The sequence below is a fragment of the Streptomyces sp. SAS_270 genome (genome assembly GCF_052543295.1).
Window position 1 is genome coordinate 1 of sequence record NZ_JBMNDS010000035.1, and the last position, 21,593, is coordinate 21,593.

General features: G+C 68.7%; 22 protein-coding genes. 21 read left to right on the forward strand and 1 reads right to left on the reverse strand.

Annotated features, from left to right (window positions below; genetic code table 11):
- The 6 genes from arc to prcA form a co-directional block, all read left to right on the forward strand.
- Positions 1–1,132, forward strand: a 1,132-nt coding sequence (gene arc, locus ACN6LB_RS22910; RefSeq protein ID WP_445027568.1) for a proteasome ATPase, incomplete at its 5' end; no start/stop codon positions are given.
- A 234-nt stretch (positions 1,133–1,366) separates the two neighbouring features.
- Complete coding sequence (dop, locus tag ACN6LB_RS22915) at positions 1,367–2,878, forward strand: depupylase/deamidase Dop (RefSeq protein WP_356139283.1); 1,512 nt, start codon at positions 1,367–1,369, stop codon at positions 2,876–2,878.
- Between the two features lie 119 nt (positions 2,879–2,997).
- On the forward strand, positions 2,998–3,216 hold the full coding sequence (locus tag ACN6LB_RS22920; RefSeq protein ID WP_127181041.1) for a ubiquitin-like protein Pup: 219 nt from the start codon (positions 2,998–3,000) through the stop codon (positions 3,214–3,216).
- A 32-nt stretch (positions 3,217–3,248) separates the two neighbouring features.
- Complete coding sequence (locus tag ACN6LB_RS22925) at positions 3,249–3,842, forward strand: endonuclease VII domain-containing protein (RefSeq protein ID WP_445027611.1); 594 nt, start codon at positions 3,249–3,251, stop codon at positions 3,840–3,842.
- On the forward strand, positions 3,794–4,639 hold the full coding sequence (gene prcB, locus ACN6LB_RS22930; RefSeq protein ID WP_445027569.1) for a proteasome subunit beta: 846 nt from the start codon (positions 3,794–3,796) through the stop codon (positions 4,637–4,639). Before ACN6LB_RS22925 ends, prcB begins: the two co-directional genes overlap by 49 nt.
- Positions 4,640–4,696: 57 nt before the next feature.
- Entirely contained in the window at positions 4,697–5,443 is a 747-nt protein-coding gene (prcA, locus tag ACN6LB_RS22935) for a proteasome subunit alpha (protein ID WP_356139288.1), read from the forward strand.
- An 88-nt stretch (positions 5,444–5,531) separates the two neighbouring features.
- Here the strand turns inward: prcA and ACN6LB_RS22940 are convergent, their stop codons facing one another.
- Positions 5,532–6,533, reverse strand: a complete 1,002-nt coding sequence (locus tag ACN6LB_RS22940) for a LacI family DNA-binding transcriptional regulator (protein ID WP_356139290.1) — start codon at positions 6,531–6,533, stop codon at positions 5,532–5,534.
- 108 nt (positions 6,534–6,641) lie between these two features.
- Between ACN6LB_RS22940 and ACN6LB_RS22945 the strand changes: the two genes are divergently transcribed.
- From ACN6LB_RS22945 to ACN6LB_RS23015, 15 genes are all read left to right on the forward strand, one after another.
- Positions 6,642–7,901, forward strand: a complete 1,260-nt coding sequence (locus tag ACN6LB_RS22945; protein WP_445027570.1) for an MFS transporter — start codon at positions 6,642–6,644, stop codon at positions 7,899–7,901.
- A 9-nt stretch (positions 7,902–7,910) separates the two neighbouring features.
- Positions 7,911–9,272 (forward strand): Pup--protein ligase, encoded by a 1,362-nt coding sequence (pafA, locus tag ACN6LB_RS22950; protein ID WP_019066118.1) that lies wholly within the window; start codon positions 7,911–7,913, stop codon positions 9,270–9,272.
- Between the two features lie 129 nt (positions 9,273–9,401).
- Positions 9,402–10,409, forward strand: a complete 1,008-nt coding sequence (locus tag ACN6LB_RS22955; RefSeq protein WP_445027571.1) for an FKBP-type peptidyl-prolyl cis-trans isomerase — start codon at positions 9,402–9,404, stop codon at positions 10,407–10,409.
- 69 nt (positions 10,410–10,478) lie between these two features.
- Entirely contained in the window at positions 10,479–10,850 is a 372-nt protein-coding gene (locus ACN6LB_RS22960; RefSeq protein WP_369239156.1) for an FKBP-type peptidyl-prolyl cis-trans isomerase, read from the forward strand.
- Positions 10,851–11,029: 179 nt separating this feature from the next.
- Positions 11,030–11,983, forward strand: a complete 954-nt coding sequence (locus tag ACN6LB_RS22965; RefSeq protein WP_356139299.1) for a helix-turn-helix transcriptional regulator — start codon at positions 11,030–11,032, stop codon at positions 11,981–11,983.
- Between the two features lie 16 nt (positions 11,984–11,999).
- Entirely contained in the window at positions 12,000–13,034 is a 1,035-nt protein-coding gene (locus ACN6LB_RS22970) for a helix-turn-helix transcriptional regulator (RefSeq protein WP_445027572.1), read from the forward strand.
- An 11-nt stretch (positions 13,035–13,045) separates the two neighbouring features.
- A complete protein-coding gene (locus ACN6LB_RS22975) occupies positions 13,046–13,324 on the forward strand; it encodes a hypothetical protein (RefSeq protein WP_445027573.1) in 279 nt (92 codons plus the stop codon).
- A 10-nt stretch (positions 13,325–13,334) separates the two neighbouring features.
- Positions 13,335–13,541 carry a hypothetical protein gene (locus tag ACN6LB_RS22980; RefSeq protein ID WP_356139305.1) on the forward strand — a complete coding sequence of 69 codons (207 nt, stop codon included), beginning with the start codon at positions 13,335–13,337 and terminating at the stop codon, positions 13,539–13,541.
- Between the two features lie 257 nt (positions 13,542–13,798).
- Positions 13,799–14,083, forward strand: coding sequence for a Sec-independent protein translocase subunit TatA (tatA, locus tag ACN6LB_RS22985; RefSeq protein WP_356139307.1), 285 nt, complete (start codon positions 13,799–13,801; stop codon positions 14,081–14,083).
- A 97-nt stretch (positions 14,084–14,180) separates the two neighbouring features.
- Entirely contained in the window at positions 14,181–15,086 is a 906-nt protein-coding gene (tatC, locus tag ACN6LB_RS22990; protein ID WP_356139309.1) for a twin-arginine translocase subunit TatC, read from the forward strand.
- Between the two features lie 98 nt (positions 15,087–15,184).
- Positions 15,185–18,046 carry a DEAD/DEAH box helicase gene (locus ACN6LB_RS22995; RefSeq protein ID WP_445027612.1) on the forward strand — a complete coding sequence of 954 codons (2,862 nt, stop codon included), beginning with the start codon at positions 15,185–15,187 and terminating at the stop codon, positions 18,044–18,046.
- A gap of 470 nt (positions 18,047–18,516) precedes the next feature.
- Positions 18,517–20,103 carry an ATP-binding protein gene (locus ACN6LB_RS23000; RefSeq protein WP_356139311.1) on the forward strand — a complete coding sequence of 529 codons (1,587 nt, stop codon included), beginning with the start codon at positions 18,517–18,519 and terminating at the stop codon, positions 20,101–20,103.
- A complete protein-coding gene (locus ACN6LB_RS23005; protein WP_356139313.1) occupies positions 20,100–20,507 on the forward strand; it encodes a roadblock/LC7 domain-containing protein in 408 nt (135 codons plus the stop codon). The genes ACN6LB_RS23000 and ACN6LB_RS23005 overlap by 4 nt, the downstream gene beginning before the upstream one ends.
- Entirely contained in the window at positions 20,504–20,944 is a 441-nt protein-coding gene (locus ACN6LB_RS23010; protein WP_445027574.1) for a DUF742 domain-containing protein, read from the forward strand. Before ACN6LB_RS23005 ends, ACN6LB_RS23010 begins: the two co-directional genes overlap by 4 nt.
- A complete protein-coding gene (locus tag ACN6LB_RS23015; RefSeq protein ID WP_356139317.1) occupies positions 20,925–21,545 on the forward strand; it encodes a GTP-binding protein in 621 nt (206 codons plus the stop codon). The genes ACN6LB_RS23010 and ACN6LB_RS23015 overlap by 20 nt, the downstream gene beginning before the upstream one ends.
- Positions 21,546–21,593 lie beyond the last annotated feature (48 nt).

Genomic DNA, 21,593 nt, shown 5'->3' on the forward strand with positions numbered 1-21,593 from the left:
CGTTCCCAAGAGCGAGGTCGAGGAACTCGTCCTCGAAGAGGTCCCCGACATCGGCTACGAGCAGATCGGCGGTCTGGGCGGCCAGATCGAGATGATCCGTGACGCGGTCGAGCTCCCGTACCTCTACCCCGACCTCTTCAAGGAGCACGAACTGCGGCCGCCCAAGGGTGTGCTGCTGTACGGGCCCCCCGGATGCGGCAAGACGCTCATCGCCAAGGCCGTCGCCAACTCGCTGGCCAAGAAGGTCGCCGAGGTGACCGGACAGGCCACCGGCAAGAGCTTCTTCCTCAACATCAAGGGCCCCGAGCTCCTCAACAAGTACGTCGGCGAGACCGAGCGGCAGATCCGCCTCGTCTTCCAGCGTGCGCGTGAGAAGGCCAGCGAGGGCACCCCCGTCATCGTCTTCTTCGACGAGATGGAGTCCCTCTTCCGCACCCGTGGGTCGGGCGTCAGCTCGGACGTGGAGAACACCATCGTCCCGCAGCTGCTCGCCGAGATCGACGGCGTGGAGGGCCTGCAGAACGTGGTCGTGATCGGTGCCTCCAACCGCGAGGACATGATCGACCCCGCCATCCTGCGCCCCGGCCGCCTCGACGTGAAGATCAAGATCGAGCGTCCGGACGCCGAAGCGGCCAAGGACATCTTCCAGAAGTACCTCACGGAGCGGCTCCCGCTGCACCCCGAGGACGTGGGGGAGCACGGCGGCGACAAGGTCACCACCGTCCAGAGCATGATCCAGACGGCCGTGGAACACATGTACACGGAATCCGAGGAGAACCGCTTCCTGGAGGTCACCTACGCCAACGGTGACAAGGAAGTCCTCTACTTCAAGGACTTCAACTCCGGCGCCATGATCGAGAACATCGTGGGCCGGGCCAAGAAGATGGCGATCAAGGACTTCCTCGACCACAAGCAGAAGGGCATCCGCGTCTCCCACCTCCTCCAGGCATGTGTGGACGAGTTCAAGGAGAACGAGGACCTGCCCAACACCACCAACCCGGACGACTGGGCCCGAATCTCCGGAAAGAAGGGCGAACGGATCGTGTACATCCGTACGCTCATCACCGGAAAGCAGGGTGCGGACACCGGACGCTCCATCGACACCGTGGCCAACACCGGGCAGTACCTGTAAAAGACAGGGCGGCTGCGGGTGCCCGAGCCGGGTACCCGCAGCCGACTGTTTTTCGGGTCACGGCTGGAGCAGAGCAATGACGCAAATGATCTCCCCACCAGCGCAGAGGCGCTCTAGGCTCTTTCGTACCGCCGAGTCGCGCAGTGCGGGGACGGGCACCGCACACGCACCGGAGCACCAGCGGTACTTGAGCAGCGTCCCCGACCGAGGACGCCGCCGGGCAAGGAGGGCCGCATGACCGTACGGCGAGTAATGGGCATCGAGACGGAGTACGGGATCTCCGTCCCTGGCCACCCGAACGCCAATGCCATGCTCACCTCGTCCCAAATCGTCAACGCCTACGCGGCGGCGATGCACCGGGCGCGCCGCGCCCGCTGGGACTTCGAGGAGGAGAACCCGCTCCGGGACGCGCGAGGCTTCGACCTCGCCCGCGAGGTCGCCGACTCAAGCCAGCTCACCGACGAGGACATCGGCCTCGCCAATGTCATCCTCACCAACGGCGCGCGGCTGTACGTCGACCACGCACACCCCGAATACAGCGCCCCCGAGGTCACCAACCCGCTGGACGCCGTCCTGTGGGACAAGGCCGGCGAGCGCATCATGGCGGAGGCCGCGGACCGCGCGGCCCAGCTCCCCGGCGCCCAGCCGATCCACCTCTACAAGAACAACACCGACAACAAAGGCGCCTCCTACGGCACGCACGAGAACTACCTGATGAAGCGGGAGACCCCCTTCTCGGACATCGTGCGCCACCTCACGCCGTTCTTCGTCTCACGCCAGGTCGTCACCGGAGCGGGCCGCGTCGGTATCGGTCAGGACGGGCACGAGCACGGCTTCCAGCTCAGTCAGCGCGCCGACTACTTCGAGGTCGAGGTGGGCCTCGAAACCACCCTCAAGCGCCCCATCATCAACACGCGCGACGAACCCCACGCGGACGCCGAGAAGTACCGCCGGCTCCATGTGATCATCGGCGACGCGAACCTCTCCGAGATCTCGACCTATCTCAAGCTGGGCACCACCGCGCTCGTCCTGTCGATGATCGAGGACGGCTTCATCGCCGTGGACCTCGCCGTCGACCAGCCCGTGCGCACACTGCACCAGGTCTCGCACGACCCCTCGCTGAAGCGGCTGGTCACGCTCCGCAGCGGTCGGACACTCACCGCCGTGCAACTTCAGATGGAGTACTTCGAGCTGTCCCGCAAGTACGTGGAGGAGCGGTTCGGAGCCGACGCGGACGACCAGACCAAGGACGTCCTGGTCCGCTGGGAGGACACGCTCAACCGCCTGGAGAACGATCCGATGAGCCTCTCCGGAGAGCTCGACTGGGTCGCCAAGCGTGAGCTGATGGAGGGCTACAGGCGCCGGGACGGCCTCGACTGGGACGCGGCCCGGCTGCACCTGGTCGACCTGCAGTACGCCGATGTACGGGCCGAGAAGGGCCTCTACAACCGCCTCGCGGCTCGCGGCAGGATGAAGCGCCTGCTGACCGAGACGGACGTGGACGACGCCCGTACGAAGCCGCCGGAGGACACTCGTGCGTACTTCCGCGGACGCTGCCTGGAGCAGTACGCGGACGACGTCGCGGCGGCCTCCTGGGACTCGGTGATCTTCGATCTCCCGGGCCGGGACTCGCTCCAGCGCGTCCCAACCCTGGAGCCGCTTCGCGGAACGCGTAATCACGTGAAAGAGCTGCTGGACCGGTGCCGTACGGCCGAAGACCTGGTTCGCGTGCTCTCCGGCGGCTGAAAGGTCCACGGCAGGGGAATCACAGAGGTGGGCCTCGCACGTTGCAGAAGTGCGGGGCCGATGTCGGACCCGGCTTGTAGGGTCTGATCAAGAACGTCGAACCGAGCGGGGTGAGGTAGATGGCGACCAAGGACACCGGCGGCGGACAGCAGAAGGCAACGCGTTCCACCGAGGAGGTCGAGGAGCAGGCCCAGGACGCACAGGCCACGGACGACCTCAAGGAACGCCAGGAGAAGCTGAGCGACGACGTCGACTCGGTTCTGGACGAGATCGATGATGTCCTCGAGGAGAATGCAGAGGACTTCGTTCGAAGTTTCGTTCAGAAGGGTGGCGAGTAGCCTTCGAATTGAAGGTGCTGGGGGGTGTCGAGTTGGCAAGCAAAGATGGCGTGAAGCGCTGCTCGCGGTGCGAGGAATCCAAGCCGCGAGTGGCGTTTGCCAGCAACAGGGCTGCCCGTGATGGGCTCCAGGCCTATTGTCGGGAGTGTTGGGCGGCGTACCACCAGGCTCGACAACTGGCCAAAGGCAAGAACGTCCGGCCGAAGGTGCACACGCCCGAGGGGTACAAGTTCTGCCGCAGCTGCGGTGAGATCAAGCCCCACGGTGAGTGGCATCGCAATTCGAGTGCCTCTGACGGCCTCTCGACGAGCTGCAAAGCGTGTCGGGCCGACAAGGGGCGCGCGGGTCACCTGAAGCGTCAGTACGGCATGACCGAAGCCGAACGTGACGAGATGATCGCCTCTCAAATGGGGCTCTGCGTGATCTGTTTGAAAGCCCCGGCCATTCATGTGGATCACTGCCACGAGACGGGTAGGGTCCGTGGCGTACTGTGCTTCAACTGCAATTCGGCCATCGGCAAGTTGGGAGATGATCCCGACGCAGTTCGTCGGGCTGCCGCCTACTTGGAGGGATCCTCGTGGAAGCCAACACTCGTAGCACCGGGCGTCTACCAGCTGCCTTCCTGACGCCAGGGTCGTCGTCCTTCATGGACTTCCTGTCCGCGCACCAGCCGGAGATGCTCCCGGGCAACCGGCAGCTGCCGCCCATGAAGGGTGTCATCGAGGCGCCGCACGGCACGACCATCGTCGCCGTCACGTTCCCCGGTGGCGTGGTGCTCGCCGGTGACCGGCGGGCCACCATGGGCAATGTCATCGCGCAGCGGGACATCGAGAAGGTCTTCCCGGCGGACGAGTACTCGGCCGTCGGTATCGCCGGCACCGCCGGTCTCGCCGTCGAGATGGTCAAGCTCTTCCAACTGGAGCTGGAGCACTTCGAGAAGGTCGAGGGGGCCACGCTCTCGCTGGAGGGCAAGGCCAACCGGCTGTCCACGATGATCCGTTCCAACCTCGGCATGGCCATGCAGGGCCTGGCCGTGGTGCCGCTCTTCGCGGGATACGACGTGGACCGCGAGAGGGGCCGCATCTTCTCCTACGACGTCACCGGCGGCCGCAGCGAGGAGCACGGCTTCGCGGCCACGGGCTCCGGCTCGATCTTCGCGCGCGGCGCCATGAAGAAGCTGTACAGCAAGGACCTGAACGAGCAGCAGGCCACGACGCTCGTCGTGCAGGCCCTGTACGACGCGGCCGACGACGACTCGGCGACGGGCGGTCCGGACGTCGCCCGCCGGATCTACCCGATCGTCACCGTGATCACCGAGGACGGGTTCCGCCGTCTCACCGACGAGGAGTCCTCCGAGATCGCCCGCTCGATCCTGGAGCGGCGCCTGGAGCAGCCCGACGGCCCGCGGGCCGCGCTGCTCTGACAGCGGCCTTCTTCTCAAGGTGATCCAGTGACTTCGACAGAAAGGGACGGATAACCGGTGTCGACGCCGTTCTATGTCTCACCCCAGCAGGCCATGGCCGACCGGGCGGAGTACGCCCGCAAGGGCATCGCCCGCGGCCGCAGCCTGGTCGTGCTGCAGTATGCCGACGGCATCGTGTTCGTCGGCGAGAACCCGTCCCGTGCGCTGCACAAGTTCAGCGAGATCTACGACCGGATCGGCTTCGCGGCCGCCGGCAAGTACAACGAGTACGAGAACCTGCGGATCGGCGGCGTGCGCTATGCCGACCTGCGCGGTTACACCTACGACCGTGACGACGTGACCGCCCGTGGTCTCGCCAACGTCTATGCCCAGACGCTGGGCACGATCTTCTCCTCGGCGGCCGAGAAGCCCTACGAGGTGGAGCTCGTGGTCGCGGAGGTCGGCGAGACCCCTGAGGGCGACCAGATCTACCGGCTGCCGCACGACGGGTCGATCGTGGACGAGCACGGCTCGGTCGCGGTCGGCGGCAACGCCGAGCAGATCAGCAGCTATCTCGACGAGCAGCACCAGGACGGCATGAGCCTCGCCGAGGCGCTCAAGCTGGCCGTGAAGTCCCTGTCGCGGGAACCGAACGGCGGGCAGCGGGAGATCCCCGCGGAGCGTCTGGAGGTGGCGATCCTGGACCGTACGCGTCCGCAGCAGCGCAAGTTCAAGCGCATCGTCGGCCGTCAGCTGGCCCGCCTGCTGGAGGCGAACGGCGCGTCGACCGCCACCGAGGCCGAGGACGCCGCGGACGACGAGTGAGCGACCCGATCGCTGATGTGCGCCCCGGCCGACAGTGGCCGGGGCCCACTGCGTTTCGGGGCGCCGGGGGCCATGGGGTGCAGGGGGTTCAGGAGCGGCCTGGCGGGGCTGTGGAGCCCCGTACGACCAGTTCGACCGGGATGTCCCCGTCCGTCGGCGTACGGCCGTCCAGAACGGCCAGCAGGGCCCGCATGCCGCGTTCACCGAAGAGCTCGGCGTCGAGCCGGACGGTGGTGAGCTCCGGGTCGATGGCGGTCGCGAGTCCGAGGTCGTCGAAGCCGGTGACGGACAGGTCCTCGGGGATGCGCAGGCCGAGTCGGCGGGCGGCCTTGTAGGCGCCGACGGCGAGTTTGTCGTCGTCGCAGATGACGGCCGTGGGCCGAGGGCCGGGCTCGCGGAGGGCGGCTTCGACGGCGGCGAGCGCTCCTTCGACGGAGATCGGCGAGAGCGCCGTACGCACGGTGCCGACGCGCTCGGCGAGTTCCCGCGCGCGTACCTCGAAGGTCCAGGAGGGGATGTCGGCGGCCAGGTGCAGGAAGCGGCGGTGCCCCAGTTCCAGCAGGTGGTCGGCCACCCGCCGTACCCCGTCGGCGATGTCGAGGTTCACGGTCGCGGCGCCGAGGCTGCCCGCGGGGTCGCTGTCCAGCATGACGAGGGGCAGCTGGTCACCGCGGATGGCGGTGAGGGCGTCGGCGGCCATGGAGGAGGCGATGACGCCGTCCAGGGCGGCGCGGGCCGAGCCGAAGGGGTCGCGGGCGGGGCCGATGCCTTCGGGGGAGGGGTAGAGGACCACACCGAAGCCGTGCTCGGCCGCGACGCGGGCTGCGCCGGTGTAGACGCCGGCGAAGAACTCGGTGGTGAGTGCGGGTACCACGAGCAGGACGGTGCGGGTGCGGCCGAGGCGGAGGTTGCGGGCGGCCAGGTTCGGGCGGTAGCCCAGTTCGCGGGCGGCCTCCCGTACGCGTTCGGCCGTGGGCTGCGAGACCCGGCCACGCCATTTGTCGCCGAGGACCAGGGAGACGGCGGCCTGGGAGACCCCGGCGGCCTGGGCGACGTCACGGCTCGTGGGCCGGGTGCTGCCTCGTGCCACCGTGCACCTGCGCCTTCTGCTGGACTCGCCGACTGGGCACATGGTACGTATGACGGGAGACGTTATACGTAAAACCTCATGTGTTGCGGGCGAGCAGAAGGACACGACATGGCCGCGGGCTACCTGGAGATCCTCAGGACGAGGCACGCCACGCGCCTGCTCGTCGGCACGCTGGTGGGCCGGCTGCCGAACGCCACCGCCGCGATCGCCGTCGTGCTCTTCATCCGCGCGCAGGGCGGGTCGTACAGCCTCGCCGGGGGGCTCGCGGCGGTCTACGGAGTCGCCAACGCCGCCGGGCAGCCGCTGCTCGGCCGGCTCGTGGACCTCCACGGGCAGCCGCGCGTGCAGCTGTCCGCCGCGGTGGTCTCCGCCCTCGGCATGACGGTCTTCGCCCTCGAGGGCACCGATCCGCTGCCGCTCGCGTATGCCGCCATCGCGGTCGCGGGGCTCTTCACGCCTCCCCTGGAGGGCGGTCTGCGGGCGCTGTGGCCCTCCGTCCTCCGTAAGGAGGACCAGGTGCACACCGCGTACGCGATGGACGCCGTCGCGCAGGAAGTGATGTTCACCGTCGGGCCGTTGCTCCTGACGCTGTGCGTGTCCCTGTGGTCCGCGCGGACCGCGCTCGTCGTCCTCGCGGCCATCGGCGTCCTCGGCGCGCTCTCCGTGGTCGTGTCGCCGCCCTCGCGCGCGTGGCGCTCCGAGCCCCGCGAGGCCCACTGGCTCGGTGCGCTCAGGTCGCCCGGGCTCCTCGCACTGCTCGGCGCGTTCCTGTTCGTCGGCATCGCGCTCGGCTCCATCACGGTCGCGTCCCTGGCGTACGCGGACGACCACGGCGGCGACGCCGTGTACGGCTGGCTCATGGCGGGCATCGGCCTCGGCGCGCTGGTCGGCGGCACCGTCTACGGGGCGCGGCAGTGGCGGGGCGCCCCGGAGCGGCGACTGCGGGTGCTCGTAGCCCTGCTGGCGGTGTGTTACCTGCCGCTGATGCTGGTGCCCGGCGCGGTCCCCATGACGGCGCTCACCGCGCTCGCGGGGCTCTTCCTGGCGCCCTGCATCGCCTGCGCGTTCATCATCGTGGACCGGCACGCACCGAGCGGCACGGTCACCGAGGCGTTCTCCTGGCTCGTGACGACGTTCACGGTCGGCGCGTCCGTCGGAACGGGCCTTGCGGGGCCGGTCGTCGAGTGGGGCGGGGCGGTGTGGGGCTTCGCCGTGCCGAGTGTCGCCGGAGCCGTGTCGCTGCTGGTGCTGGCGGCCACCGGGCGGGTCCTCGCAGCTCCCGGCGGGGGCGCGGTAGTTGCGGTCTCATCGGAAAATGATCCAAACCGTGCCGTCGAACCCCGTTTCAGCTCAGGGGATCGGGCGTAATGTTCAGTCATGGACCGCCGCATTTTCGGGCTGGAGAACGAGTACGGCGTCACGTGTACGTTCAGGGGACAGCGGCGCCTGTCTCCCGACGAGGTGGCTCGGTACCTCTTCCGCCGTGTCGTGTCATGGGGCCGTAGCAGCAATGTCTTTCTGCGAAACGGCGCACGCCTCTATCTCGACGTGGGATCACATCCGGAATACGCGACACCGGAATGTGACAACGTGACGGAACTTGTCACCCACGACAAGGCCGGCGAGCGCATTCTCGAAGGACTCCTGGTAGATGCCGAACGACGCCTGCACGAGGAAGGAATCGCGGGCGACGTCTACCTGTTCAAGAACAACACCGACTCGGCCGGAAACTCCTACGGCTGCCACGAGAACTATCTGGTGGCGCGTCACGGGGAGTTCTCCCGGCTGGCGGACATCCTCATTCCGTTCCTCGTCACGAGGCAGCTCCTCTGTGGTGCCGGCAAGGTGCTGCAGACTCCGCGCGGCGCGGTGTACTGCGTCAGCCAGCGCGCCGAGCACATCTGGGAGGGCGTCAGCTCGGCGACGACCCGCTCCCGGCCCATCATCAACACCCGGGACGAACCGCACGCGGACGCCGAGCGCTACCGCCGCCTGCACGTCATCGTGGGCGACTCGAACATGTCCGAGACCACCATGCTCCTCAAGGTCGGCGCCACCGACCTCGTGCTGCGCATGATCGAGGCGGGCACGGTGATGCGGGACCTGACCCTGGAGAACCCGATCCGGGCGATCCGCGAGGTCAGCCACGACATCACGGGCCGCCGCAAGGTGCGGCTGGCCAGCGGACGCGAGGCCTCCGCCCTGGAGGTGCAGCGCGAGTACTACGAGAAGGCCGTGGACTTCTGCGAGCGCCGCGGCATCCGCACCGGGACGGTCGAGCAGGTGCTGGAACTGTGGGGCCGGGTCCTGGACTCGATCGAGGCGGAGGACCTCGACCGGATCGGCACCGAGATCGACTGGGTCATGAAGTACCAGCTCATCGAGCGGTACCGGGCGAAGCACAACATGACCATGTCCCACCCGCGGGTCGCGCAGATAGACCTCGCCTACCACGACATCCACCGCCGGCGCGGTCTCTACTACCTCCTGGAGAGGAAGGGCCAAGCCGCCCGGATCTGCAACGACTTGAAGATCTTCGAGGGCAAGTCGGTGCCCCCGCAGACCACTCGGGCGCGGCTGCGCGGTGACTTCATCCGGCGCGCACAGGAACAGCGCCGCGATTTCACCGTCGACTGGGTGCACCTCAAGCTCAACGACCAGGCACAGCGCACCGTGTTGTGCAAGGACCCGTTCCGTTCCGTCGACGACCGGGTGGAGAAGCTGATCGCAGGAATGTGATCCACAGCTTCCGGCCGATCAGTCGGAACGCAACACCGGGCGCCGTACGTTTTCCGTACGGCGCCCGCGTCACGTCGTAGAGTTGCGCGCACGCCATCAACCAAGATCGACCGATACGAGGCCCCCACCGTGCGCCGACGCTCACTCCTTATTGCCGTACCAGCCGGACTGGTCACACTCGCCGGATGCGGTGACGACGACAAGTCAGACACCGCCAAGTCCAGCAGCAGTCCGTCGGCTTCGGCCTCGGCCTCCGCTTCGGCGCCCCCGCCGCCGAAGATCGTCGACGGTCCGCTTCCGGCCATCACGGCGGGGGTGAAGTTCGACGAGAAGCCGACCGTGGCCAAGGGCAGCGGCGAGCCGTCGAAGGACCTGGCGGTCAAGACCGTGATCGCGGGCAGCGGGAAGACGGTCGCGGAGGGCGACTACGTCCAGGCGAACTACCTGGGCCAGATCTGGAGCACGGCGAAGGTCTTCGACAACTCCTACGACCGCAAGACAGCCCTCTTCATCCCGCTGGCCCAGGGCCAGATCATCGACGGCTGGCGCTACGCCCTGACGGGCAAGAAGACCGGCAGCCGCGTCCAGATGGCCGTCCCGCCGACCTGGGGCTACGGCAAGGAGGGCAACGCGCAGGCGGGCATCAAGGGCACCGACACGCTGGTGTTCGTCGTCGACATCGACAACACCTTCAACGCCAAGAGCTCCGCAAAGGGCAAGAACGTCGCCCAGAGCGACGCCGCCCTGCCGAAGGTGGGCACGAACACCGACGGCAAGGCCCCTGCCGTCGACATCCCGAAGACGGACGCCCCGAAGAAGCTCGTGGCGAACTACGTCATCGAGGGCGACGGCGACGAGGTCAAGGCGGACAGCACCGTCCTCGTGCAGTACAAGGGTGTGCTGTGGGACGGCGGCAAGGAGTTCGACTCGACGTACAAGAGGGCCGCGCTGACGTCGTTCTCGCTGCAGCAGGTCGTCAAGGGCTGGTCGCAGGGTCTGACCGGGAAGAAGGTGGGCAGCCGCGTGCTCATCGTCGTTCCGCCGAGCCTGGGCTACGGAGACAGCCCGCCGAGCGGCAGCGGCATCAAGAAGGACTCCACCCTCGTCTTCACGGTCGACATCCTGGCGAAGATGTAACCCTTCCGGGGATGTGAGACTGTCTGTCTTGCCTCAAGGCCTTTACGCAAACAAGCAGGAGCCAGAAACGTGAGCATCGAGAAGCCCGAGATCGACTTCCCGGGCGGCGAGCCCCCGGCGGACCTCGAGATCAAGGACATCTGGGAGGGCGACGGCGCCGAAGCGGTCTCCGGCCAGAACGTGAGCGTCCACTACGTGGGCGTCGCCTTCAGCACCGGCGAGGAGTTCGACGCCAGCTGGAACCGTGGGACCCCCTTCCGCTTCCCGCTGGGCGGCGGCCGCGTCATCAAGGGCTGGGACAAGGGCGTGCAGGGGATGAAGGTCGGCGGCCGTCGCCAGCTGACCATTCCGGCGCACCTCGCCTACGGCAACCAGAGCCCCACCCCGGCGATCAAGCCCGGCGAGACCCTGATCTTCGTCGTCGACCTGATCGCGGTCTGATCGTCGTACGAGGATCGGTCGGCGTCCGATCCGCGTGATCGTCGTACGAGTTGTGTACGTGATCCGATCGGTCCCGATCACCTGGGGCCCATGCCTGTCCGGGCATGGGCCCTCGGCTTTTGCCGCGACACCACGGAGCGGTACGGTCATCGGTCGGAAGCACCATAGGAAGGGCGTCGATGGCCATTGCCAAGGCCGAGCGGCTGATGAACCTGGCGCTGTGTCTGCTCGGGACACGGCGGCCGCTCAGCAAGCGCGAGTTGCGCGAGTCCATCGAGGCCTATCTGGAAGCGGGCTCGGACGACTCCTTCAACCGGATGTTCGAGCGCGACAAGGACGATCTGCGTGAACTCGGCCTGGTCATCGAGACGGTGGAGAACCTCGACGGCGAAGTCGGCTACATGGCCCGCCGTGACAGCAACCGGCTGCCGCCCATCACCCTCGACGCCGAGGAAGCGGCCGCCCTCGGGCTGGCCGCGAAGGTCTGGCAGCAGGCCCGCCTCGCGGGCGCGGCGAGCGGCGCCCTGCAGAAGCTGCGCGCCGCGGGACTTCCCGAGGACGTCGACCCGTACGAGTCGCACGGCGCCCTGGAACCGCGCATCCCCGTGCACGAGGCGGCCTTCGAGCCGCTGATGCTGGCCTGCCGCGACCGCCGCCCGGTCCTCTTCGACTACCGCAAGGCCAACGCCGCCCAGCCCGAGCCCCGCAGCGTGGAGCCCTGGGCCCTGGAATGCTGGCGCGGCCACTGGTACCTGGCCGGCTGGGACCGTGACCGCAGTGCCGAGCGGGTGTTCCGGCTCTCCCGGATCACCGGCAAGGTCCGCACCCGCTCCGGCCGCTACACCGCCGAGGTGCCCGACGTCGTCACCGTGCGTGAGACGGTGGCGAGCTGGGCGGGGGAGAACGCCGACCGCTCCGCGCTGATCCGGCTGCGCACGGGAGCGGGCTACCCGCTGCGCGCCAAGGCCGCCTCCGTACGGGAACTGGGCGACGGGTGGGACGAGTTGGAGATTCCGTACGGGCACGGGCTGGACGCCTGGCTCGTCGAGTTCGGACCCGACGTGGTGGTCCTGGAGCCCGCCGAGCTGCGGGCCGACGTCGTGGACCGGCTGCGCGCCGTGGCCAAGGGCTGAGGGGGAACGTAGGACAGTGGCAGGAAAACCGGCCAGGCCCACCAGTGCCATCGACCAGACCCGGCGGATGCTGTCCCTGGTGACGTATCTGCGCGAGCGCCCCGGCGCGCGCGTCGGCGACGTGGCCCGCGCCTTCGGCATCACCGAGGACGAGCTGATCTCCGACCTGGACGTGCTGCCCCTGTGCGGCACCAGCTTCCGCGGCGGGGACCTCCTCGACATCGACACCGACGGCGAGCGGATCTGGTGGCACAACCCGGACGACGTCGCCGAGCCGCTGCGCATCGCCGCCGACGAGGCGACCGCGCTGCTGGTGGCCGCCCGCGCGGTGTCCACGCTGCCCGGTCTGCGTGAGGGCGACCGGCAGGCGCTGCTGCGCGCCACCGCCAAAGTGGAGGCTGCCTCCGGCGAGGCGGCGGGGGCCAGCGCACGTCTGTCGGTGACCTTCGAGTCCGAGGGCGGTGTCTTCGCCGACGTCGACCGGGCGATCTCCGAGCGGCGCCGGCTGTGGATCCGCTACTACTCGCCCGCCCGTGACGAGCTCACCGAGCGCGAGATCGACCCCATCCGCCTGGTCAGCGTCGGCCACACGTATGTGGAGGCCTGGTGCCGCCGCTCCGAGGCGCGCCGCACCTTCCGCCTCGACCGGGTGGCCGAGATCCGCATCCTCGACGAGCCGTCCGCGCCGCCCGAGGTCGAGCTCCGGGACCTCTCCGAAGGGCTGGTGCAGCCCGCGGCCGAGGACCCCGAGGTGGTCGTCGAGGTCGCCCCCGGCGGCCGCTGGGTCGCCGAGTACTACCCGCACGACAGTGCCGAGGAGCTGCCCGACGGTGGCCTGCGGATCACGCTGCGTGCGCCCGACCCGGCCTCGCTGCGCCGGCTCGCGCTGCGGCTGGGCCGCGACGGCCGGATCGTGTCGCCGCAGGATGTCGCGGACAGTGCCCGCCAGGCGGCTCGCGAGGCGCTCGCGGCCTACGACGGTGAGCACGGCCCGCACGCACCTCTCGGAGTTCAGGACGAGTCGTACGACAGGCAGGAGCGAGGGCTTTGAGCAGGTCGGTGATGTCTGGTATGCCGGAGATTTCGGTCAAGTCCGCGTTCGCTGGAATGACGAGGGTGATTCCCGTGGTGTTCAAGGCCGCCTGTCCCGACTGCCGGGCCCGCCTGGAGCTCTCCGCGAGTGCGCTGCGCCTGGCCATCGGCGCCTCCAGCCGCACCACCTTCTACTCCTTCACCTGCCCCGAATGCGGTGCCGCCGTCCGCAAGCCCGCCGGCGAGCGCATCGTCGAACTGCTCACCGGAGGCGGGGTGCGGACCCTGCGGCTGCACCCCACCGTCTAGGCTCGGCGACATGTTCTGGCCGATGCTCGCGATCGCCGTGGGATTTCTGGGAATCGCCGTCCTCGGCGTGCTCGCCGTCCGTGTCTTCCTGGAGGCGGAGCGTCTCGGCAAGCAGGTGGCGGACTCCGCGAGCCGTATCAACCGGGCCGCCGACGACCTGGAGCGGGCGTCCACGGGCGCCGCCCGGTCGGTGGACGCGACCGTGGATGCGCTGTGAGTGCCTTCCGGGCGACCTGTGAGTGCTGCGCCCGGTGTGCTGTGGGCGACTTCGCCCTGTCATCTTGTCGGTATCGGCAGGTACGCTGCTGAAGCGGCCCGAAGAGCGAGGCGCGGGTCGCTACAGGGAGTATGCAAGGGCATTGCCTCACGTTTACTCCCGCGGGTTACGATCGCTGCCAAGCGCGGTGGTCGGATGTTTCAGCCCGACGGCCAAGCACCAGACTCCTGTCGCCTCGGTGAAGAAGGTATACAGCTATGGGTAGGCTCGGCCCCACCGAGATCATTCTCATTCTCGTCATCGTCGTGCTGCTGTTCGGAGCCAAGAAGCTTCCTGACATGGCGCGTTCCCTCGGCAAGTCCGCTCGCATCCTCAAGAGCGAGGCCAAGGCCATGAAGGCCGACGACAGCAAGGACGCCGCCGCCGGTCCTCCGACCGACGCCGAGCAGGCTGCTGCCCAGCGCACCATCCAGGCCGCTCCCGGAGACGTGACCAGCTCGCGCCCGGTGACCGAGCCGACCGACCGTACGACGCAGCGCTAACCCCAGCCGGGTCGCCGGAGATCGGCCCGACTCTCTAGGACGAGGACGTAGGTTGCTCAAGCCTGCCCGAAGGAAAGAGAAGGATCCCGAGGGGCGGATGCCTCTCGTGGACCACCTTCGCGAGCTCCGCAACCGGCTCGCGAAGGGCATGTTGGCGATCACGGTCGTCTCCATCGTGGCTGCCTTCTACAGCCAGGAACTGATGGAGTTCCTCACCGATCCGGTGCCGCGCTGCACCAAGGGCCTGGGCGAGGCGACCGGCGGTTCCTGCGCCGTCATCGCGTACACCGACCTGCTCTCCCCCTTCACCACCACGGTGAAGGTCAGCGTCATGGCGGGTGTGGTCCTCTCCAGCCCGATCTGGCTCTACCAGCTGTGGGCGTTCATCGCGCCCGGGCTCCACAAGAGCGAGCGGAAATACACGTACGCCTTCGTGGCCGCGGCCGTGCCGCTCTTCTTCGGCGGTGCCGCGCTCGCCTACACGATTCTGCCGATCAGCATGCGCGTCCTGCTGGGCATCACGCCCGACGGCTCGGCGAACATCCTGCCGATGGACAAGATCCTGGACTTCGTCGTCCGGATGGTGTTGATCTTCGGCGGAGCCTTCGAACTGCCCCTGATCCTGGTCATGCTGAACTTCACCGGCATGGTGACCGGGCGCAGGATGGCCGGCTGGTGGCGCGGTGTCGTCATGGGCGTCTTCATCTTCGGTGCCGTGGCGACCCCCACCACCGACCCGTTCGGCATGATCGCGCTCGCCGGACCCATCGTGATCCTGTACTTCATCGCGGTCGGCGTGTCGATGCTCAACGACAAGAGGCGCAACCGACGCAATCCGGACGCCGACCTGGACGACGACGAAGCGTCCGATCTTGATCTCACGCCGGAGGCGATCGGCGAGGTCGAGACCGTGTCGGCGTCGAAGGCCCTGCCAGAGCAGGGGAGCGGGAACACCGAGGGCGCGTCCTCGGGCCGGGTGAACGGGTACGACGACTTCACCTGATCCTGATACGACCTGTGCGAGGGGCTGGACGGACATCCGTCCGGCCCCTCCGTCGTGCCGGTGATCCGCGATGGTGATCCATGTCCGTGATCCGGATATTGATCGTCCTGTTGTCAGTGGCTGCCGGTAGTCTCGAAAGCACGATGACAGAGGACCTCTCACCGGCCGAGCGGTATGCGGCAGCACGTAAGCGCGCTGCCGAGCAGGCCACCGCGCTCGCCCCCTTCCGCGAGATGTACGACTTCGGCCTCGACCCCTTCCAGATCGAGGCCTGTGAAGCTCTTGAAGGGGGCAAGGGCGTCCTGGTGGCCGCGCCCACCGGCTCGGGCAAGACGATCGTCGGCGAGTTCGCCGTCCACCTCGCCCTCCAGCAGGGCAAGAAGTGCTTCTACACGACACCCATCAAGGCGCTGTCGAACCAGAAGTACGCCGACCTGTGCCGTCGCTACGGCGCGGACAAGGTCGGCCTGCTCACCGGCGACAACAGCGTCAACTCCGAGGCTCCGGTGGTCGTGATGACCACCGAAGTCCTGCGGAACATGCTGTACGCGGGCTCGGGGACCCTTCTCGGCCTCGGCTACGTGGTCATGGACGAGGTGCACTACCTCTCCGACCGCTTCCGCGGAGCCGTCTGGGAAGAGGTGATCATCCACCTTCCCGAGTCGGTGACCCTGGTCTCGCTCTCGGCGACCGTGTCGAACGCCGAGGAGTTCGGCGACTGGCTGGACACCGTGCGCGGCGACACCCAGGTGATCGTCTCCGAGCACCGGCCCGTGCCGCTGTTCCAGCACGTGCTCGCCGGACGTCGGATGTACGACCTCTTCGAGGAGGGCGAGGGCCAGAAGAAGGCCGTCAACCCCGACCTCACGCGCCTGGCGCGCATGGAGGCCAGCCGTCCCTCGTACCAGGACCGCAGACGGGGCCGCGCGATGCGCGAGGCGGACCGCGAGCGCGAGCGTCGACAGCGCTCGCGCGTGTGGACGCCGAGCCGTCCCGAGGTCATCGAACGGCTGGACGCCGAGGGGCTGCTCCCCGCCATCACGTTCATCTTCAGCCGCGCCGCCTGCGAGGCGGCCGTCCAGCAGTGCCTGTACGCCGGCCTTCGGCTGAACGACGACGAGGCGCGGGTGCGGGTGCGTGAACTCGTCGAGGAGCGCACGGCGTCCATCCCCACCGAGGACCTGCACGTCCTTGGGTACTACGAGTTCCTGGAGGGCCTGGAGCGCGGCATCGCGGCCCACCACGCGGGCATGCTGCCGACGTTCAAGGAGATCGTCGAGGAACTGTTCGTCCGCGGCCTGGTCAAGGCCGTGTTCGCGACGGAGACGCTGGCGCTGGGCATCAACATGCCCGCCCGCTCGGTGGTGCTGGAGAAGCTCGTCAAGTGGAACGGCGAGCAGCACGCCGACATCACCCCCGGCGAGTACACACAGCTCACCGGCCGTGCCGGCCGCCGCGGCATCGATGTCGAGGGCCACGCCGTCGTGCTGTGGCAGCGCGGCATCAGCCCCGACCACCTGGCCGGACTCGCAGGCACCCGCACCTATCCGCTGCGCTCCAGCTTCAAGCCGTCGTACAACATGGCCGTGAACCTGGTCGAGCAGTTCGGCCGGCACCGCTCGCGTGAGCTGCTGGAGACGTCCTTCGCGCAGTTCCAGGCCGACAAGTCGGTCGTCGGGATCTCCCGGCAGGTGCAGCGCAACGAGGAGGGGCTCGACGGCTACAAGGAGTCGATGACCTGCCACCTCGGCGACTTCGAGGAGTACGCACGGCTGCGCCGCGAACTCAAGGACCGCGAGACGGAGCTCGCCAAGCAGGGGGCGTCGCAGCGCAGGGCCGAGGCGGCCGTCGCGCTGGAGAAGCTCAAGCCGGGCGATGTCATCCACGTCCCGACCGGCAAGTACGCGGGGCTGGCTCTGGTCCTTGACCCGGGGCTGCCCGCCGGCCGGTCCAACGGCCACCGGGGCTTCGAACAGCACGACGGGCCGCGCCCGCTGGTGCTCACCGCCGAGCGTCAGGTCAAGCGGCTCGCGTCGATCGACTTCCCGGTGCCCGTCGAGGCGCTGGAGCGGATGCGCATCCCGAAGTCCTTCAACCCGCGCTCCCCGCAGTCCCGTCGGGATCTGGCGTCGGCGCTCAGGACCAAGGCCGGGCACATCGTCCCGGACCGCCACCGCAGGGGCCGCGCGGCCGCGGCCGACGACCGTGAGATCGCCCGGCTGCGCGCGGACCTGCGCGCCCACCCCTGCCACGGGTGCAACGACCGCGAGGACCATGCCCGTTGGGCCGAGCGCTACTACCGGCTCAAGCGGGACACCTCGCAGCTGGAGCACCGCATCGAGGGCCGGACGAACACCATCGCCCGCACCTTCGACCGCATCGTCGCGCTCCTGACCGAGCTGGACTACCTGCGGGGCAACGACGTCACCGAGCACGGCAAGCGGCTCGCCCGGCTGTACGGCGAACTCGACCTGCTCGCCAGCGAATGCCTGCGCGCCGGGGTCTGGGAAGGACTCGCCCCGGCGGAACTGGCGGCCTGTGTCTCGGCGTTGGTGTACGAGGCCCGGGTCGGCGACGACGCGATGGCACCGAAGCTGCCCTCGGGCAAGGCCAAGGCTGCGCTCGGCGAGATGGTCCGCATCTGGGGCCGGCTCGACGCCCTGGAGGAGGACTTCCGGATCACCCAGTCCGAAGGTGTGGGCCAGCGCGAGCCGGACCTCGGCTTCGCCTGGGCCGCGTACCAGTGGGCGTCCGGCAAGGGTCTCGACGAGGTGCTGCGCGAGGCCGAGATGCCTGCCGGTGACTTCGTGCGCTGGTGCAAGCAGGTCATCGATGTGCTCGGGCAGATCTCCGCGGCCGCCCCCGTCTCCGGCGGTGAGAGCTCGACCGTCGCGAAGAACGCACGCAAGGCGGTCGACGGACTGCTGCGCGGAGTGGTGGCCTACTCGTCGGTGGGCTGAGCGACTGAGAGGCCGGCGGCAGTACTGCCGCCGGCCTCCAGTACGACCCCGGCGGCACCGTCCCCGGCTCCCTCTGCGTGACCGCCGTGCCTATCTGAGGTGACCGGCCGGCGCGGGAGCCGTACCCCCACCTGCCGATGTCCGGTCCGGCCCGGCCGGCCCCGCTCCGGGGCCCCTTTCCCGCGGTCGTTCCGGGCTTTTTCGCATGCCCGTACGCCGTCACGCACCGTGTGCGAATGAAGCCTGAGCGTGTAAATGGAGCCGAGAGTACTCCTGTCGCGTGGGTGATTTCAGGTGCTTGCTGAATATGACACAGCGATGATCCGGTCGGACTAAGCTCGCCCGCAGCGCACCGAGTTGAGATGTATTCGGGCGCTTGTTCCCAAAAGTTCCGAAGATTCAGTTTGAACCGTGATGATTCCCCCACAAACCCCCCCGACCCCCAAGCCGACCTGTCTCAGAGGGCATACATGGTGAGTGTTCAATCGCCTCCCGCTGGCCGTGAACTTCCCTACGCGCGCTTGCTGTTGCTGCCGGCCATAGTGATGGCCGCGGCGACCGGAGCCGCCGTCGCCGTAGTGACGGAGCCCGCCCGGATCGCCGTCGGCTGGTGCGGCGCCGTCGCGATGCTCCTTGTGCTCGCGAGCGCGGCCGAAGCCGTGCGCCGCGGCCGCATCGCCCGCGACGCGCGCGCCGAACTCGCGCGCCGGACCGCGTACTTGGAACAGCGCATCGCCGCCCACGACCAGCAGATCGTGCGCCTCGGCAGCGATCTCCTGCCCGGCGCACTGCAGCAGCTGCGCGGCGGAGATTCCCCCGCGGAGGTGATTCGCACCTTCATCGACGGCGACCCCGTCAACCGCGAACTCCCGCGATCGCAGCGCGATCTGCTGCGCACCGTGCTGCGCATCATCGACCGCGAGGAGTCGATGCGCGACGCCGCGCAGCGTTCCTTCGTCAACATCGCCCGGCGCGTCCAGGCGATCGTCCACCAGCAGAACAACGAACTCCGCGAGATGGAGGAGGACCACGGGCGTAACCCCGAGGTCTTCGACGACCTGCTGCGCATCGACCACGGCACCGCGCTGATCGGCCGTCTCGCCGACTCCATCGCCGTACTCGGCGGCGGTCGTCCGGTCCGCCAGTGGCCCGAGCCCGTCACGCTGTTCAGCGTGCTGCGCGGCGCCATGTCGCGCATCCTGGAGTACCGCCGTATCGAGCTCCACTCGATCGCCGACATCGCCGTCAGGGGTGGATCGGTCGAGCCGCTGATCCATGCCGCCGCCGAACTCCTCGACAACGCCACCCGCTACTCGCCGCCGCACACCAAGGTGCACGTCACCGCCGTCGAGGTGCAGACCGGCATCGCCATCGAGATCGAGGACGGCGGCGTCAGCCTCAGCGAGGAGGCCCGCGCCCGCGCCGAGAACCTGCTGCTGCAGGCCCAGCAGGGCGTCGACCTCAACGTCCTCGGGGAGGCCCCGCGACTCGGCATGGCCGTCGTGGGCCGTCTCTCGCAGATGTTCAACATGCAGGTGTCGCTGCGCCAGTCCGCCTACGGCGGTGTGCGCGCCATCCTCGTCGTGCCGCACGACATGCTCACCAACGAGCCCGCGGTCGGCGCCGCCCACGGCATCGGCGCGGCCTCCAGGCCGACCCTGGACACCGGCGGGGTCGAGGGTCCCGCACGCAAGCCCAAGAAGCGCCGCCCGACAACCGGCCCGCGCATCCCCGCTCCGAACGGCGCATCGATGGAGGACGACGTTCCGGAGGTCACCGAGTGGACGGCCAACGGCCTTCCGCAGCGCCGCAGCAGGGTCACGGTCCCCCTCAGCCAGCGCATCGCCGAGGCCCGCGCCGCGGAGGCGGCCGCAGAGGCCGCGGCGGCCGCGGCGCCCTCCTGGGCGCAGCCCGCCCCGGAGGAGAAGGAGCCCGAACCCGGCCTGTGGGTCGAGGCGTTCATGAACGGGCTCAAGGGCGATCCGGACCCGGCCCTCGCCGACCCGAACATCCAGCCGGCCCACCTGGAGGCCGATGACGAGGGGGACCTCAAGTGATCCAGCAGCGAGCCAACTTCGACTGGATGCTCAAGGAGCTCGCCGACGGCGTCGCGGGCATCCAGCAGATCGTGGTGCTCTCCGCCGACGGACTGCGCATCGCCCGCTACGGCGGCGACCCCGACCAGGCCGACCGCGTCGCCGCCGCCTGCGCGGGTCTGCAGAGCCTGGCCGGGGCCGTGGCGGGTGAACTCCCCAACAGCGACGGCCGGATGCGCATGGTGATCATCGAGATCAACGGCGGCTACTTCTACCTGATGGCGGCGGGTCCCAACGCCTATCTCGCGGTGCTCGCCAACATGAGCGCGGAGGCGGGGATGATGAGCAACCGGATGCGCGACCTCGTCGTCCGGATCGGCGCCCATCTGACGAGTCCGCCCCGACGCAACGGGCAGACCGTATGACTCCTCCGCGACGCCAGCGGCGCTACCCCAAGGAAGAACCCCCGGAGCCTCCCGGCAAGACCGGCAACGCCGAAGACGGCGACGACGGCAAAGAGGCCAAACCCGGGAAGAACCCCGAACGCCTCTACACCATCACGGGCGGAGTCGAGGACGGCGACCGGGCCGCTCTCGACCTGGTGACGTTAATCGTGGCGCGCGCCGACGTGTCGCCGCCCACCGCCCAGCCGGAGCAGTCGGCGCTGCTCCGGCTCTGCACGGCCCCCCTGTCCGTGGCCGAGCTCTCGGCCTATCTCAACCTGCCGTTCAGCGTGGTGACCGTCCTGCTCACCGAGCTGCTGGCGGCCGAACTGGTCCAGGCGCGCGCCCCGATCGTCCGCCAGGCGCTCCCCGACCGTTCCCTCCTCGAAGCGGTGATGCATGGACTTCAAAAGCTCTGACACCATCACGGGTCCTCGCGCCGAGGACCATCTTCCGCACACGGCCACCGCCGCCGTGAAGATCGTGATCGTGGGCGGTTTCGGGGTCGGCAAGACGACCATGGTGGGCGCTGTCAGCGAGATCAAGCCGCTGACCACCGAGGAGACCATGACGCAGGCCGGCGTCGGAGTCGACGACAACTACGGCTCGGACACCAAGACGGCCACCACCGTGGCCATGGATTTCGGGCGCATCAGCATCACGGAACAGCTGGTGCTCTACCTCTTCGGCACCCCCGGTCAGGAACGCTTCTGGTTCCTGTGGAACGGCCTGTTCGAGGGCGCCCTCGGCGCGGTCGTCCTGGTCGACACCCGCCGCCTGGAGGTCAGCTTCGACGTGATCGGCCGCCTGGAGGAGCGCGGGGTGCCGTTCGTCATCGCCATAAACGACTTCCCGGACGCCCCCGGCTATCCCATCGAGGACCTGCGGGCCGCGCTCGACCTGGCGGACGACATCCCGATCATCAAGTGCGACGCCCGCCGCCGGGCCTCCAGCCGGGACGTCCTGATGACGCTGATGCGCTTCCTGCACTCCCTCGCGATGACCTCGACGCCCGCCTGACACCCGTACGCACCGCAGACCTCTCCCCAAGACACCGGATCCAGATCA